Consider the following 16,737-nt stretch of genomic DNA (forward strand, 5'->3'; position numbering starts at 1 on the left):
TCAACATCACTGTAGTTTATGTATCTACTTAATAACCTATGACTAATTGACTATGAAGTTTATTATTAAATTATTTCCAGAAATCACAATCAAAAGCCCTTCTGTACGTTTACGTTTTATCAAAATTCTTACTAGTAATATTCGTAATGTATTAAGCACGTTAGGTGAGGATACTACAGTTGTTCGTAATTGGGACAATATTATCGTAGTAAGTAAAGATGAAAGTAAAAGTGCTGATGTTTGTGATGCATTAACTCGAATTCCGGGTATCCATCATTTTTTACAAGTTGAAGAGCATAGCTATACCGATTTACACCATATTTTTGAGCAAACATTTGCTGCATTTGGGCATTTAGTTGAAAATAAAACGTTCTGTGTTCGCGCTAAGCGTCGCGGCAAACATAGCTTTACTTCAAATGAAGTTGAGCGTTATGTCGGTGGTGGTTTTAATCAGCATGTTGAAAGTGCAAAAGTTAAATTAACGCGTCCTGATGTCACTATTAATTTAGAAATTGAAGACGATAAACTTATTTTAGTTAATGCACGATACGAAGGTATTGGTGGTTTCCCTATTGGTACCCAAGAAGATGTTTTATCGCTGATTTCTGGTGGTTATGACTCTGGTGTCTCAAGTTATATGCTGATACGTCGTGGTAGCCGGGTTCACTATTGTTTCTTTAATTTAGGTGGTTCTGCTCACGAAATTGGTGTTAAACAAGTTGCTCACTATTTATGGAATCGCTTTGGTCGTTCTCATAAAGTACATTTTGTTGCCGTTGATTTTGAGCCTGTTGTCGCAGAAATTTTAGAAAAAATTGATGATGGCCAAATGGGTGTTGTACTTAAGCGTATGATGGTACGTGCGGCATCACGTGTTGCAGAGCGTTATGGTGTGCAGGCGATAGTAACAGGTGAAGCATTAGGTCAAGTTTCTAGTCAAACATTAACAAACCTACGTTTGATTGATAATGCGACAGACACTTTAATTTTGCGTCCACTGATTACACATGATAAAGAAAATATTATTAATATTGCGCGCCAAATAGGTACTGAAGATTTCGCACGAACCATGCCAGAATTCTGTGGTGTTATTTCAAAAAGTCCAACCGTAAAAGCTGTTAAAGAGAAAATAGAAGCGGAAGAAGAAAAATTCGATTTTGCTATTTTAGATACGGTTGTTGAAAATGCTAAAAATATGGATATCCGTCGTATTGCTGAAGAAACTGTACAGCAAGTGGTTGAAGTTGAAACAGTTTCTGAATTTACAGCTAACAATGTTGTTTTGGATATTCGTTCTCCAGAAGAACAAGAGAGCTTACCACTGAAACTCGACGGCGTTGAAGTTCAAGAGTTACCTTTCTATAAATTAGGTACTCAATTTGGTGATTTAAATAAAGAAAAAACATATTTACTCTACTGTGATCGCGGTATGATGAGTCGTTTACAGGCACTTTATTTACGCGAGCAAGGCTTTGATAACGTAAAAGTTTATCGTAAAAAGTAGCGCAATAAACTTTTTAATCTGCCAAATTTAAAAGCCACTAATAAAGTGGCTTTTTTTGTTTTATAACGGTGATGATAGAGAATACTTAATTAATATAGACTTTAATTTTAATATAAGTAAAATTTATAGATTAATTTGTGTTTATGAGTAATTGCATAAATATGTCTATATCGAGTGAATGGCAAGAATGGATAAATAAAAACAGTCATTTAATGACGCATCCTGCTAACTATGAAGTTTTATTTGTAGAGAAAATTCTGAGTCAAATACTGGAATTAAAAGCTTGCCATTTGCAAGCTCAATTTCCATTTAAAGACCAAGATAATCGATCTCGTCGCATAGATTTTATGGTATTAGATGAAAGCAAAGGAATTCGTTTAGCAATAGAAGTTGATGGCCTATCCAAAATACAATCACATAATAATGCAATTGATTATTATAGTTTTGGAGACTTATTAAAAAGACAAAATGCATTGCTTAAAAATGTAGGCTGTATGTTATTAAGATACTCTAATCAACAATGGCGTTATCAACCTAACTTTGTTATTAATGAAATTAGAAATGAATTATTAAAACAAGAAATTGATTATTCAAAAGCACTGGAAGATAAAATTAAAGAAATAAACTATAGGACAGATTTAGAATTAAGACTTAATGAAAAAATATTGGAAATATCACAATTAAAAGAACATAAAGAAAAAGTAGACGATATTTTAAAAGAAAAAAATAAAATTATTAACTTTAACCTTAAATTAAAAGCAAAACTAGAAGAACAACAGAAGATTACTTTAATTACACAGTCGTTAAGAGAAAAAACATTACATGAATTAGATTTATTTAGAAAAGGTCTAAATGATGTAGAGAGAAAACAATTTTCATCAAATGACAAAGTAATAACATTGGTGGAAGAAAACGAGAAGTTATCTGAAACAGAAAAAGATAAAATAACGAGTGTCGCACTTGGTGAATTAATAGGAATAAAACCTAATGAAGCACTGGGCACACTAAGTGAAGAAAAAAACAATGAATTTAAAAATAATATAATAAAGCTATTAGATGAAAATAAAGAAAAATCACAAAAACAAAATAAAATTTCACTTCTTTTTTCTTTCTCAGCATTATTTATTGTTATTATTTCTGCTATATATCTTTATGATAATAAAACGATAGAAAATAAAATTAATCATGATAATAATTCTGTTTTTTTGACAGGGAACAAAGAGAGTCAACTGATTGATATAGAAGATGAAAAGCAATATGTTCCACTGGTAATAGAAGAAACAATATCAGCAAGTGAAGCCTATAATTATATAGGTGAAGAAAAAATAGTTTGTGGAAAATTAGAACAAATAAAATCATTTAATACAATGACCTTGTTAAATATTGATAGCCATTACCCTAATATATTGTTTAATGCAGTTATATGGGATGATAATGCAAGAGAGTTTAGCGGAATTAATTTGAATTTGGATAAGCCAATATGTATTAACGGTATTGTTAGTGAGTATAATGGAATTCCAAGAATTACTTTGAAAGAAAAATCACAGTTAAGGGGGTAAGATAATCATGAATTTCTTTAAAATAATATTAGTTGTTTTGCTATCAATACCAACAGCTTTTGCTAGCTCATCAATTAATGCTAATAAAGCGCCATTTCATGTAAATGAATCACTGTTAGTTTGTGGCGTTGTTTTTGAAGTAAGAGATCTAAATAAACGAATATTAATAAATTTAGACAATAAATATCCAAATCAAAATATTACTTTTTTAATTTGGAAGAGTGATTTAGATATGTTTAATAAAAAAATTGGTTCGTTATTTTTATTAGAAAATAAAAAAGTATGTGGATTTGGTAAGATAGAAGAATATAAAGGGCACTTACAGATTATCATAAAAAAAGAACAATATTTAAGATTAATCAATTAATAAATTTATAACCACTAAAGTAAGAATAGATATTAGCGGTTATAATAAATTACTTATCTCCAAAACCGGTGAATTCATCTTGATAATTATAAATACCTGGTGGTAATACAAGTTGTTTGGCGACTTCGGCTGCAGTTTCTTTGCCTTTTAAACGCTCAATAATTTTTAGCGCAAAATCAATAGACGTTGCCGGTGCTTGGCTAGTAATTAAGTTGACTCTTTCATCAAAATAAACACGGTAATCAACCCATTTCTTTGGCGATATTTTATTCTTTAATGCAGGAAATCCCGTCATATTTCCAATAGGAAAAATATTATGATGTTCAAGAATAATCGCGGGAGCTGCGCAGATAGCCGCAACAAGTTTATTTTCGCTGTGCATACGGCGCACTTTTTCAACCACTAATGGGCTGTCTTTTAATGTTTCAGAGCCTTGTAATCCACCGGGTAAGATTATCGCATCATAGTGATGATCAACTACTCGAACAAGTGGCGCATCCGCGACAAGCTTGATACCTCGTGAACAAGTAATAATTAATTCATCAACGTCATCTTCAGCGCTGGCTAATACAACTTTGATTCCCGCTCTAATCAATAAATCTGCTGTCGTAACAACTTCAGTTTCTTCACTGCCATTAGCTAGGCAGATGAGTGCTGATATGGTCATAATTGCCTTCCTTTTGTTTTATAAATTGAAAAAGACGGTTATTTTCTGGCAATACGAGCCCTTGCTCTGATGCGCGACGTAATAGATAACCTGTAATGTAATCGATTTCTGTGTGACGCTGATATTTTATATCTTGATACATGGATGAATAATTATTAGCAGTTTGTTCTATTGTATCAATAATATAGCCATGTAAATGCATCTTTGAAGTTGGAATAACGCCTTCTCTTTCCATTACTTGGTAAACCTCATCACATACTGTTTGAATATGTTCGGGGTAACGGAGTAAATCACCATTTCGACATTGATAAAAAACAGTTAAAGGATTAATAACACAATTTACGGCTAGCTTGAGCCAGCTAATAGTATGGATATCATTGTGCCAAGCTACATCAGGAAGTGCGTGGTGTAAGATTTCTGCTAAAAAACTATATTGGCGAGCAGCAAAATTAAGAGGTCCTATATGGGTGATACCTTCTGCTGAATGAATAACATCTTGTCCTTGCTGGTAAGCACCATGTGTAATGACACCTTGTAAAATAGCTCTAGCTGTCGGGGTTTCAGAGACAGGAAGTTCATCGATAGTTCCCATTCCATTGTGAATTAATAGAATAGGACATTGTGCAGAAAGATGAGGTAAAAGGTTATTAACGGCATCTGAAACTTGCCAAGATTTTAGGCAAACAATAAGTAATTCACACTCTTTTAATACTTCTTTTTGATTAGCAAAAATACGTTGATTAAATGCATGACCTTTAATGGAGTCTACATTTACCTCTAAAAAAGGTTGAGGAACTCTAAGCCATCCTTGTACTTCATGCGATTGAAGTGTGAGTGCGGCAATCCAAAGTTTACCTATTGAACCACATCCTAATACGGTAATTTTCATTGAGTCTTTTCTCCTGTTAAATGGCAAACAGGTGGCTATGCATTATTTATCCAACCGCGTTGTCATGAAAATTATATCATTGATTAAGCTTGGCTGTTTAAAGTATGTTTGCTTTCAAATGATCAATAAAGAGTGCTATTCGGTGCTCAATACTTTTTTGCTGCCTTAAAAACAGCTATTATTCGGGTTGTATTTATTTATTGAGGAAGAAAGAATGCCATCTTTTGATATTGTATCTGAAGTTGACTTACATGAAGTGCGTAATGCGGTTGAAAACGCACAACGTGAACTGACGACTCGTTGGGATTTTCGTAATGTTGAGGCTAGCTTTGAGCTAAACGAAAAAACAGAATCCGTTAAAACAACCAGTGTATCTGAGTTTCAGGTTCAGCAGTTATTAGATATTCTGCGTGAGAAAATGGCAAAAAGAGGGATCGATGGTGCCGTGTTGAATATCCCTGAAGAGATGACTCACAGCGGAAAAATGTATAGCGTAGAAGCGACATTAAAGCAGGGCATTGATGCAGCGCTGGCAAAGAAAATTGTTAAACTCATTAAAGACAGTAAATTGAAAGTTCAGGCTCAAATCCAAGGTGAACAAGTTCGTGTTACTGGTAAATCTCGCGATGATTTACAAGGTGTGATGAAATTAGTGCGAGAGGGTGAATTAGGGCAACCTTTTCAATTTAATAATTTCCGCGATTAATTTTGTCATAAAGAAATGCGCTGTTTACCAGCGCGTTTTCATTTCTATTGTTTATTTACACTCTACAGCTATTTATTAAACAGAAAGCACTAAAGATTCTAATGTGGCTCTTGGGGTCTGTTTGGTATCAACTTTAATATAAGCGCTTTGCTCATTTGCAATAATAACAACTTCATTGACCCCCGGTTGTTGACTAAATAATTGTTGAAGTTGTTGCTGTTGTATTAGCGATAAACCTGTTGGTAGTTCGACTCGCAAGCTACTGACATAAGGTGGTTGGCGTAATGTTAAGCTAATAGCAAACCACATAATGGCAATAAGCAAACAACCGCCAAAGACAATTGGTGCATTATAATGTTGATATAACCATCCACCTAAAATACCGCCTAATGCAACACCTAGAAATTGGCTGGTGGAATAAATTCCCATTGCTGTACCTTTATAACCGGCAGGGGCTTCTTTGCTAATAAGTGAAGGTAATAAAGCTTCCATAATATTAAAGCCAATAAAGAAGACTTGGATCCCTGCAATAATTAACCATAGTGTTGAACCAGAGCTAATTAAAATTACTTGAGCAATAATGAGTAAAAAAATACAGAACAAAAAGATCTGTTTCATTTTACGTTTTTTCTCTGCATAAATAATAAAAGGCAAAACAGTAATAAATGCAATTAGCATTGTTACCAGATAAACAATCCAATGTTTTTCTGGTGCCAAACCCGCTTTGCTCATGACTAAAGGAAGTGCGACAAATGCTGCCATTAACAAAGTATGCAGAGAGAAAATACCTGTATTGAGCTTAAGAAGTTGTGCATCAAATAAGACTTTTTTTACACTACCACGAACAAAACCCGACTCGCGGTTAAGAATATGATTTTCACTATTAGGTACTGTGAATAAAGTAATAATGATACCGCAGAAAGCGAGTAGCGCAATCCCCCAAAATAGACCATTTAAGCCAACAATGTTGGCCAAAATAGGGCCTAAAACCAGAGCTAAAGCAAAGGTAATACCAAAACTAATACCAATAAATGCCATGGCTTTAGTCCGATTTTGTTCTCTGGTTAAGTCTGATAATAAGGCCATTACAGCAGCAGAAATTGCCCCAGCACCTTGTAATGCTCGGCCAATAATAATGCCGTAAATATTGTCACTTAACGCAGCAATTAGACTACCTAAAATAAAGATAATCAGACCGAAAATAATCATTGGTTTTCGGCCGAATTTATCAGAGAAAAAACCAAATGGAATTTGAAAAATAGCTTGTGTTAAACCATAAATACCAATAGCTAATCCGATAAGTGATTCTGTTGCGTGTTGTAGCTGGAGCCCATAAGTGGTTAAAACTGGAAGTACCATAAACATGCCGAGCATGCGAAGAGAGAAAACAGTCCCTAGCCCCCAAGTTGCTTTGCGCTCTAGTGGGGTCATTTTATTATCATTCATGGATTACCTCATATTACTGATACCTCATTGTAATGACATTTCTTGGTGAGGTTAATCAATAAATGGTATTCAAAAAAGACAAAACTGTACTGATACGACTTTAAACCGTAATAAATAATAAAGAAAATGCCAGTCAGACTCTGACTGGCATTATTTAAGCTATCTATTGAAAATGCATTATCTTAGATATGCAAATACAGTTTCGGTTGAACTTGTTGGATCAACAGACATCATCACGCTAAGCGAAGTAATGGCAACGATAGAGAAAATAAATAATTTTCGTGCCCATACTTTATCATTAGTCGCTTTATAGCCTGATAACGCCATGCCTAACCACCAAATACTGACAGCTGAAGCCACAATCAGGTATTTATAACCGGCGTAACCCACCAGCGTTAGCATTAATGTTGCAATCATAAACGCTAAAATATAAAGAATGATATGGCGTTTCGCGACTGAAATACCTTTTATAACAGGTAATACAGGAATGTTCGCAGCTTGGTAGTCTTTAAAACGAAATATAGCGATAGCGTAAGAATGAGGCATTTGCCACAAGCTAAAGATTAATAGCAAGATCATCGCACCAGCATCAAACTCACCACTGACAGCACAATAGCCGATAACTGGTGGAGCAGAGCCAGATAAGCTTCCGATTAGGGTGCCATAAACAGATTTACGCTTCATATAAAGGCTATATACCCCTACATAAATAATAAAGCCAAATACAGCGATATACATAGCAAGTGGATTTGCGGCTACATAGAGCAGTACAACACCTGCAATACCTAATATGGCAGCATAAATAAGACTAACTTGTGGATCGATCAATCCTTTAACTAATGGGCGGTTCTTCGTTCTTTCCATGATACGGTCAATATCACGGTCAATATAGTTGTTAAAAACACAACCAGAAGCAACGACCAGAGATACCCCAAGTAAAGTCGCGAAAAAGAGGGGGTAATCAATCTCACCTTTAGAGGCGAGAAGGAAACCACCGATAACAGAAATTAAATTACCGAAGATAATTCCTGGTTTGGTGACTTGTAGGTATTGCTTAATCATAATAACAACCCTTAATCCATCATCATATTGATGTTCAGGTTGTACATAATCCACAGCGAGCCTACTACGACAATACCGATAATAAGCAGTGTGAACAAGAATGCAGTAACGTTCCAACGCTCTTCTGAAGAAGTGTTCATATGTAAGAAACAAACTAAATGAACCACAATTTGCACGACAGCCATGCCGACGACAGTCCACAGAATAGTTGCTGGTGTTGCTGTTCCTTCCATTACCATCCAAAAAGGAATAACGGTAAGGATAACTGACAGAATAAAGCCAATCAGATAAGACTTCATACTGCCGTGGCTTGCGCCTGAAGGAGAGGTATTAGAATGACTCATTACATAGCCCCCATCAGATAAACTACGGTGAAGACACAGATCCAGACAACGTCAAGGAAGTGCCAGAACAGGCTTAAACAGCTTAAACGGGTACGGTTTACTTCAGTTAGACCGCGACGTGAAACTTGGATCATCATGATTACAATCCAAATTAATCCCGCAGTAACGTGAAGACCATGCGTTGAAACTAAAGCAAAGAAAGCTGATAAGAATGCGCTACGGTCAGGACCATAACCTTCTGCGATTAATTCATGGAATTCATAGACTTCCATGATGACAAAACCTAAACCGAATAAGAAAGTGACAAATAACCAAAGATTAACTCGGCTGACACTACCTTTATTCATGCTCAGCATGGCAAAACCAAAAGTAATACTACTAAACAACAGTAAGAAGGTTTCTACCAAAACAAAAGGTAAGCTAAAAATTTCTTTACCTGATGGGCCATCTGCAATTCCGTTAACAAGCACCGCATAAGTTGCGAATAAGCTAGCAAACAGAATAAGGTCGCTCATTAAGTAGATCCAGAAGCCGAATACTTTCGTTGCTCCTGCATCGTGATGCCCATGATGCTCATGGGCGTTTGCGTTATTTACAGTTTGAGTAGACATTATTTCACACCTGCTTCTTTCAGTTCTTCATAATGCTTATTCTCGATAGCTTCAATCTCTGGGACTTGAACGTAGTAATCAACATCAGTATCAAAGCTCTTAACGATCCAAGTCACGATCATGCCAGCGAAGCCAACGATAGCTAACCACCAGATATGCCAGATCATGGCAAAACCAAGTACTAAGCTAAATGCCGAAATAATCACACCTGCACTTGTGTTTTTAGGCATGTGGATTGGCTCATATTTAGCAGGGCGTTGATAAGCAGTACCTTTTTCTTTTTGATCCCACCAATCATCACGAGTTTTAACTTGTGGTTCTGTAGCGAAGTTGTAGAAAGGTGCTGGAGAAGAGATTGACCATTCCAGAGTACGCCCACCCCACGGGTCACCGGTTAAATCGCGGTTTTCATGGCGGTCACGGATACTAACGTAAATTTGTACTACTTGACATGCAATACCGATAGCAATCAGCACCGCACCACCAGCAGCAACGAGTAGCATTGGGTTAAATTCTGGATTGATGTTTTGGCTTAAACGACGAGTCATACCCATAAAACCAAGGATATACAGTGGCATAAATGCCATAAAGAAGCCGATAAACCAGAACCAGAATGCACGGATACCCCATTTTTCATTTAGTGTGAAGCCAAATGCTTTAGGGAACCAGTAAGTCATACCCGCGAAACAACCAAAGACAACACCACCAATAATAACGTTATGGAAGTGCGCAATTAAAAATAGGCTGTTGTGTAAAACGAAGTTTGCACCAGGAACGGCTAATAAAACACCTGTCATCCCGCCGACAGAAAAAGTGATCAGGAAGCCGATAGTCCATAACATTGGGCTTTTATACTCAATGCGACCTTGGTACATCGTAAACAACCAGTTGAAGATTTTAACCCCGGTAGGTATTGCGATAATCATAGTGGCTATACCAAAGAAGGCATTGACGTTTGCACCCGATCCCATAGTAAAGAAGTGGTGTAGCCAAACAATAAATGACAATACGGTAATAACCACGGTCGCACCTACTAATGAGGTATAACCAAATAGCCGTTTTTTCGAGAATGTTGCTGTTACTTCAGAGAAAACACCGAAGACAGGTAGAACAAGAATGTAAACTTCTGGATGACCCCAAGCCCAAACTAGGTTGATGTACATCATCATGTTACCGCCCATATCATTGGTAAAGAAATGCGTACCAAGATAGCGGTCTAAAGTGAGTAGGGTGATAGTGACGGTCAAAATTGGGAATGCAGCAATAATCAGGACGTTAGTACATAACGCTGCCCATGAGAATACTGGCATTTTCATCATGCTCATACCTGGTGCACGCATACGCAAGATAGTCGCGAAGAAGTTAACACCTGTTAGTAGCGTACCAATACCGGATATCTGTAAACTCCATATCCAATAATCGACCCCGACCCCCGGATTGTATTCCAAACCAGAAAGTGGCGGATATGCTAACCAACCTGTCTGTGCAAATTCACCAATACCCAAAGAGATGTTGATAAGCAGCACGCCGACAACAAAGAACCAGAAGCTCAATGAGTTTAAGAATGGGAATGCAACGTCACGCGCACCAATTTGTAGTGGAACGACAAGGTTCATCAAACCAACAACAAAAGGGGTTGCCATGAAGAAAATCATGATAACGCCGTGAGCTGTAAAGATTTGATCATAATGATGTGGCGGTAAGAAGCCTGCTTCACCCGCAGAGGCGAGCGCCTGTTGGCTTCTCATCATTATCGCATCGGCAAAGCCACGGAACATCATGACCATCGCTACGATAATATACATAATACCAATTTTTTTGTGGTCAACGCTGGTTAACCACTCGCTCCATAACCATTTCCATTTACGAAAGTAAGTTAAAGCGCCAACAACAGCAAGCCCACCCAGAACGATACCAATTAATGTAATAATAATAATTGGTTCGTGTAGCGGGATTGCATCGAGAGTTAATTTTCCGAACATGCTTTTATTCCTCTGCTCCTGCATGTGCCGCATGGCTCATGTTCATATTCATCGCCGCATCAGAGTGCTGTTGTGCTGTCTGATCGTTGCCACCGTGAGCACCATGTCCAGTGTGTCCAAATTTAGATATGGTCTCTTGGAATAACATTGGCTTCACGCTTGAATAGTAGGTCACTGGATTTTTCTGGCTTGGTTTAGCAAGTTCATCAAATGCAGCGGTCGTATTTAATGTATCTGATGATTGTTTTACTTTCTCAACCCACGCATCAAAACCCGCCTGATCAGGCGTTGCTATTGCAGTAAATTTCATATCAGAGAAGCCATGTCCACTATAGCTTGCTGACATACCTTGATATTCACCAGGCTCATTTGCAATAAGATGGAGTTTGGTCTGCATTCCTGCCATCGCATAGATTTGGCCACCTAAGCGAGGAATAAAGAATGAGTTCATTACAGAGTCAGATGTGATTTTGAAATTAATAGGAACATTAGTAGGGAAAGCCAGTTCATTAACTGTAGCGATACCTTGTTCTGGGTAGACAAATAACCATTTCCAATCCATTGAAATAACTTCAATAGTAATTGGTTTTACTGTTGAATCTAGTGGTTTATAAGGATCAAGCTCATGGGTTGTTTTCCATGTAATGCTCGCCAAAATCACGATAATGATAATTGGCACAGTCCAAACGACGAGTTCAATTTTATTTGAGTGAGCCCAGTTTGGGCTATAAGTGGCTTTAGTATTGGATTCACGGTAGCGATAAGCAAAAACGATCACCATCACAATTACCGGTATCACAACAATTAACATTAAGCCAAGAGCGATAAGGATTAATGTTTTTTGTTCAGCGCCGATAGCGCCTTTGGGATTCATTAACGCCATGTCACAGCCACTGAGTAAAAGTGCAGCTGCTAATAGCGAGAGTGTCCCAATACTTTTTATGTATTTCATAAGTCTCATCCAACGACCCAAATGACAAAGGTTCTATTGTTGTTTCATCAGTATCAGTAAGGACATTTTACGGTAAGGTTGCGGCAGTGTAAACAATTGTAATGGTAAGTAGGTGAATGGTTGGTCTTTTGTGTTAATGTGATCACAAGTAATCAAACTATTACGTAAATGTTAATTTAATTATTGGATATTAACGAGATTTTCATAAAATAACATGTTTCTAAAATAAATACATATTTTTACAAATAAAATCGTAGAAAAAAGTGTAAGAAATGGTGTTTTGTTTGAAAAATATTCAATTGGAGGTCGGAGGAGAGTTGATGAAGTGTATTTTCGTTATGCTGATGTTTAATGTCACTATTTGGTTATAACTTGAAGTTTAGTATTGAAATATATCTTTTTATCGAGTTTAAATATCTTACAAGAATAATGCCTATTAATAGTGAAAAAGACATTACAGCGGATAAATAGACATCCACCGTAATAAAAATTAACAATTAGTTATTAAAAGTTATATTTTAAGCTATAAACAATACCGTCTTGTAAGAAGTTTTCTCCTAACTTTTTATACGCATAACGATATTGAACACCAGTAGTAATAGAAGGAGTTACGTGCCACCAAAATGCTAAAGCGCCATTAAATCCATTTTTCCCTCCATTGCCATAATTTTTATTACGGTTAAACTCCATTTCATGCCAATTAGTCAGGCTAAACTTTTGCTGATATAAAGAAAAATCATATCCAGCAATCCAACCTGCCACATAGCCGTTGTTACCAGAATAAAAAGTTTGGTCAACATAATGAAAGGCAATAAAAGGTTTAAACCATAAATTAGCAAATTGGGTATTATAACCAATCCCATAAAGTGTATTTATTTCATGAAAATTCCCTCCATATTTTTGACTTGGTAGTGACCAGACACCATAGACGTGGCCATAAAAATTAAAATTACTCTTTCCTAGATAAATACGCCCAGTTGTTTTCGTTGCATAGCGTTGATTATGTCCTGGTTGAGTGATTCGGTGATTAAATGGATTCTCTAAATCAAAAAATCCATAAAACTCACCCCATGAAAAATTAACGCCGCCTTCTAGTTCTAAGTAAGCAAAATCATCTTTATGCGTAGTATTGCCTGTTTTGTGTGTTGTGTGTTGTGTCCAATCAAGATAGTTAATACTGCTACTAGCGAATCCCCCTAAATAGTTGGCTTGAGCTGATAATGAAAATATAGTTGCGATAACAAATAAAGACGTTTCTTTTATCATAAATTAACTTCAAATTTATTGATGGATTATAATTAAGGTGAATTTGTTTTTTTATTTATTTTGGAATTATAATTTATAAAATTATCTTTTGTAAATTATTATACTGTTTATTGGGTTGTTTTTTAGAATGTTAGTTTGAATTATTTTGTCGCAATATTTATATTATTTAATTTATTTTTATTATTTCGCGGTGGGTGCAGTTTTGCTAATTTATTTTAAGTGAAGAGAGATGTAATTAATAAGGTGTTTAAAAGCTTTTTTGGGGCAAAATATAGCGATAACTGAATAAAAATACCTCACGACACAGCAGTGAAGGGATAGTATCATTGCGCGATATCTGTTTTTTACTTTATTTACTTATTCGGAATTTTCATCGTGACCTCATTTGCTGAACTTAACGCACTTCCTACCGAACAACTTGATAACCTAAATGAACTTGGTTACTTAACTATGACACCTGTTCAGGAAGCTGCTTTACCAGCAATTCTGGCAGGGAAAGACGTCCGTGCTCAGGCAAAAACAGGAAGTGGAAAAACGGCTGCTTTTGGTTTGGGATTATTACAGCACATCGATGCTAAACAATTTAATACTCAGTCATTAGTGCTGTGCCCTACACGCGAGCTGGCAGACCAAGTCGCTAATGAATTACGCCGTCTTGCTCGTTATCTTCCTAATATTAAGGTACTAACACTATGTGGCGGTGTGCCTTTTAGCATCCAGCGTGATTCGCTTATTCATGCCGCTCATATTATTGTAGCGACACCTGGTAGATTGCTTGATCACCTGAGAAAAGAGACTGTAACTTTAAGCGATGTTAAAACTCTCGTGCTTGATGAAGCAGATCGCATGTTGGATATGGGTTTTTTTGATGATATCAATAGCATCATCAATCAGATGCCAACACAGCGTCAAACATTACTATTCTCAGCAACATGGCCTGATGAAATCGCAGCAATTAGCCGTCGAATTCAACAAAATCCATTAACAATTGAAATTAACTCAGTTGATGAATTACCTGCTGTTGAACAACAGTTTTATGAAGTATCTCGCTATGGAAAAATTGGATTATTACAAAAATTATTAAGTCGAGAGCAACCAGCTTCTTGTGTTGTATTTTGTAATACTAAAAAAGATTGCCAAGAGGTTTATGAAACGCTAACAGAAAGCAACCAAAGTGTGCTTGCTTTACATGGTGATATGGAACAAAGAGAGCGAGATCAGACGCTAATTCGCTTTGCTAATGGTAGTTGTCGAGTGTTGGTTGCAACCGATGTTGCAGCGCGTGGACTTGATATTAAAGCGTTAGAGATGGTAATTAATTACGAATTATCATGGGATCCTGAAGTCCACGTACATCGCATTGGCCGTACTGCTCGCGCTGGCGAAAGTGGATTAGCTATTAGTTTTTGTGCACCAGAAGAAATTCAACGTGCAAATGCATTAGAAGAAATGCTTCATATGAAACTTAGTTGGTTACCAGTACCAAATGCTTTACCAATCACACCACTTGAAGCGACTATGGCAACACTTTGTATTGATGGTGGTAAAAAAGCAAAAATGCGCCCAGGTGATATTTTAGGGGCATTAACAGGTGATATGGGTTTTAATGGCGCCGATATTGGCAAAATTATGATTAACCCAACTCATGCCTATGTTGCGGTAAAACAATCCATTGCTAAACAAGTATGGAAACAGTTGCAACAAGGTAAAATTAAAGGTAAATCAGTTAAAGTGAGATTGTTTAGATAATAAGTTTTAACGACGATTTATCAAAATAGAATAATAAAAGGACAGCATTAGCTGTCCTTTTGCATTGTGGGTAATAAATTATTTAGTTATTAATTAATGTACTGTTTTTCTTAATGCTAAATAATCTAATACTGTGCCGACAATAAGGCTAATAGCACCGATAATCACTCCATATAAAAAGAGATTTGTTGCCCAATTACTTAGCATCTCAGTGTCTATTTTTTGAATGAATGCAACAGATTGCAGCATGGTAAGACCTGTTAATGAATTAATAATCACTAACGTTAAGCTGCATAAGAATAAAAACACAGTAAATATCAAGCCATAAATAGCAAAATGGTATTGTTTAATAAATAGCGTTCTTCGAAGAAACTCGCCTGTTTTTTGTGTGTAAATAAGGGTATCTTTTGCAATTAACAATAAGAAAAGCCCAGGTACAGAAGCAATAATAGAAAAAAGGTAAAAGGCTTCCCAGCCATGACTTTCTACGTACCAACCAGCCACAGGACCAACATAAACACGGCCAATTGCAGAGAGTGCTGAAAGTAAGGCAAATTGAGTTGCTGAGAATGATTGATGGCAAAGTGTCATTAATAGTGCAACAAAAGCCGCTGTACCCATACCACCACAAATATTTTCGAATGCAACCACTGCGCCCATGGTATAGATATTTTGTTCTGAAATAGCTAAATACCAATAACCAATATTTGAACCACCTTGTAAAATACCAAAAACCATTAACGCTTTGAATAAACTCCAGTTACGCATTAATAAACCACCCAATAAAGCACCTACAATAGTGGCTGCTAATCCGAAAGTTTTATTAATTAACCCAACTTCACCTGCATCAAAACCAACACCTCTAATTAAAAAGGTTGTACTAAGGCTAAGAGCAAAAGCATCGCCCATTTTATATAGCACAATGAGTAATAAAATTAGCCATGCGTTATTACGAGAAAAAAATTCATACAAAGGTTTAACAACGGCTTCAGACAGTGTTCGTGGTGGTTTTGTTGCCATTTGGGGTTCTTGTGCTAACAAAGTAGCTAAAATACCAATACCCATTAATGCAGCCATTAACCAATACATATTTTGCCAGCCAATATATTTATCAGCTAACCATAAAGCCATACCACCAGAAACTAACATTGCAATACGATAGCCAAGAACAGATATCGCAGCCCCTGTACCACGCTCATCAGCTTTTAGAATATCGGTTTTATAAGCATCGAAAACAATATCTTGAGAAGCGGAACAAAAAGCAACAACCACCGCTAAAGAAGCAAGCCACCATAAATGACTTGTTGGATTTAAAAAACCCATTCCTGCGATACCCGCTACAAGACCTATTTGTGTTAATAACATCCAGCCTCGGCGTCTACCGAGAAAAGGCGGAGTATAGCGATCCATAAACGGGGACCAAAGAAATTTAAATACATAAGCCTGTCCCACCAATGAGAAAAAACCAATAGTTTTTAAATCAATGTTTTCTATTGTCATCCATGCTTGTAATGTTCCTGCGGTTAGCGCTAAAGGCAAGCCAGAAGTGAAACCTAATAGAAGTAAAATAAATGATTTATACCATGTGGTTTGTTTAAAGGCGGGCTGAACCATGCAAAATTCCTTTTGACTG

General features: G+C 36.4%; 15 protein-coding genes. 5 read left to right on the forward strand and 10 right to left on the reverse strand.

Annotated elements, in window-relative coordinates; all coding sequences use genetic code 11:
- Positions 1–52: 52 nt before the first annotated feature.
- The 3 genes from thiI to PH4a_RS10485 all read left to right on the forward strand — a co-directional run bounded on the left by thiI (position 53) and on the right by PH4a_RS10485 (position 3,430).
- Positions 53–1,504, forward strand: coding sequence for a tRNA uracil 4-sulfurtransferase ThiI (gene thiI / locus PH4a_RS10475; protein ID WP_129039617.1), 1,452 nt, complete (start codon positions 53–55; stop codon positions 1,502–1,504).
- A 161-nt stretch (positions 1,505–1,665) separates the two neighbouring features.
- The gene (locus tag PH4a_RS10480; protein ID WP_129039619.1) at positions 1,666–3,063 is read left to right on the forward strand and encodes a hypothetical protein; all 1,398 of its coding nucleotides are present in this window, start codon (positions 1,666–1,668) and stop codon (positions 3,061–3,063) included.
- Positions 3,064–3,070: 7 nt separating this feature from the next.
- Entirely contained in the window at positions 3,071–3,430 is a 360-nt protein-coding gene (locus PH4a_RS10485) for a hypothetical protein (RefSeq protein WP_129039621.1), read from the forward strand.
- A 49-nt stretch (positions 3,431–3,479) separates the two neighbouring features.
- Here PH4a_RS10485 and yajL read toward each other — a convergent pair whose 3' ends face one another.
- Together yajL and panE are read right to left on the reverse strand one after the other, a co-directional pair.
- The gene (gene yajL, locus PH4a_RS10490; protein ID WP_129039623.1) at positions 3,480–4,097 is read right to left on the reverse strand and encodes a protein deglycase YajL; all 618 of its coding nucleotides are present in this window, start codon (positions 4,095–4,097) and stop codon (positions 3,480–3,482) included.
- Positions 4,066–4,986, reverse strand: a complete 921-nt coding sequence (gene panE, locus PH4a_RS10495; protein WP_129039625.1) for a 2-dehydropantoate 2-reductase — start codon at positions 4,984–4,986, stop codon at positions 4,066–4,068. Before panE ends, yajL begins: the two co-directional genes overlap by 32 nt.
- Before the next feature lie 214 nt (positions 4,987–5,200).
- Between panE and PH4a_RS10500 the strand changes: the two genes are divergently transcribed.
- A complete protein-coding gene (locus PH4a_RS10500) occupies positions 5,201–5,692 on the forward strand; it encodes a YajQ family cyclic di-GMP-binding protein (RefSeq protein ID WP_064719037.1) in 492 nt (163 codons plus the stop codon).
- A gap of 75 nt (positions 5,693–5,767) precedes the next feature.
- On the opposite strand, the gene PH4a_RS10505 is transcribed toward PH4a_RS10500, so the two are convergent.
- From PH4a_RS10505 to PH4a_RS10535, 7 genes are all read right to left on the reverse strand, one after another.
- Positions 5,768–7,138 carry an MFS transporter gene (locus PH4a_RS10505; RefSeq protein WP_129039627.1) on the reverse strand — a complete coding sequence of 457 codons (1,371 nt, stop codon included), beginning with the start codon at positions 7,136–7,138 and terminating at the stop codon, positions 5,768–5,770.
- A gap of 177 nt (positions 7,139–7,315) precedes the next feature.
- On the reverse strand, positions 7,316–8,200 hold the full coding sequence (cyoE, locus tag PH4a_RS10510) for a heme o synthase (RefSeq protein WP_129039629.1): 885 nt from the start codon (positions 8,198–8,200) through the stop codon (positions 7,316–7,318).
- An 11-nt stretch (positions 8,201–8,211) separates the two neighbouring features.
- Entirely contained in the window at positions 8,212–8,544 is a 333-nt protein-coding gene (locus PH4a_RS10515) for a cytochrome o ubiquinol oxidase subunit IV (protein ID WP_064719040.1), read from the reverse strand.
- Positions 8,544–9,155: a cytochrome o ubiquinol oxidase subunit III gene (locus tag PH4a_RS10520; protein ID WP_064719041.1), complete on the reverse strand. Its 612-nt coding sequence runs from the start codon at positions 9,153–9,155 to the stop codon at positions 8,544–8,546. The genes PH4a_RS10515 and PH4a_RS10520 overlap by 1 nt, the downstream gene beginning before the upstream one ends.
- Positions 9,155–11,137 (reverse strand): cytochrome o ubiquinol oxidase subunit I, encoded by a 1,983-nt coding sequence (gene cyoB / locus PH4a_RS10525; RefSeq protein WP_129039631.1) that lies wholly within the window; start codon positions 11,135–11,137, stop codon positions 9,155–9,157. The genes PH4a_RS10520 and cyoB overlap by 1 nt, the downstream gene beginning before the upstream one ends.
- A 4-nt stretch (positions 11,138–11,141) precedes the next feature.
- On the reverse strand, positions 11,142–12,098 hold the full coding sequence (cyoA, locus tag PH4a_RS10530; RefSeq protein ID WP_064719043.1) for a cytochrome o ubiquinol oxidase subunit II: 957 nt from the start codon (positions 12,096–12,098) through the stop codon (positions 11,142–11,144).
- Positions 12,099–12,593: 495 nt separating this feature from the next.
- Positions 12,594–13,355: a nucleoside-specific channel-forming Tsx family protein gene (locus tag PH4a_RS10535; RefSeq protein ID WP_129039633.1), complete on the reverse strand. Its 762-nt coding sequence runs from the start codon at positions 13,353–13,355 to the stop codon at positions 12,594–12,596.
- A 375-nt stretch (positions 13,356–13,730) separates the two neighbouring features.
- On the opposite strand from PH4a_RS10535, the gene dbpA reads away from it, so the two are divergent.
- Positions 13,731–15,104: an ATP-dependent RNA helicase DbpA gene (gene dbpA, locus PH4a_RS10540; RefSeq protein WP_129039635.1), complete on the forward strand. Its 1,374-nt coding sequence runs from the start codon at positions 13,731–13,733 to the stop codon at positions 15,102–15,104.
- 93 nt (positions 15,105–15,197) lie between these two features.
- Here dbpA and ampG read toward each other — a convergent pair whose 3' ends face one another.
- Entirely contained in the window at positions 15,198–16,718 is a 1,521-nt protein-coding gene (gene ampG / locus PH4a_RS10545; RefSeq protein ID WP_129039637.1) for a muropeptide MFS transporter AmpG, read from the reverse strand.
- Positions 16,719–16,737: the final 19 nt, after the last annotated feature.

Source organism: Proteus hauseri, assembly GCF_004116975.1.
GTDB classification, from domain to species: domain Bacteria; phylum Pseudomonadota; class Gammaproteobacteria; order Enterobacterales; family Enterobacteriaceae; genus Proteus; species Proteus hauseri.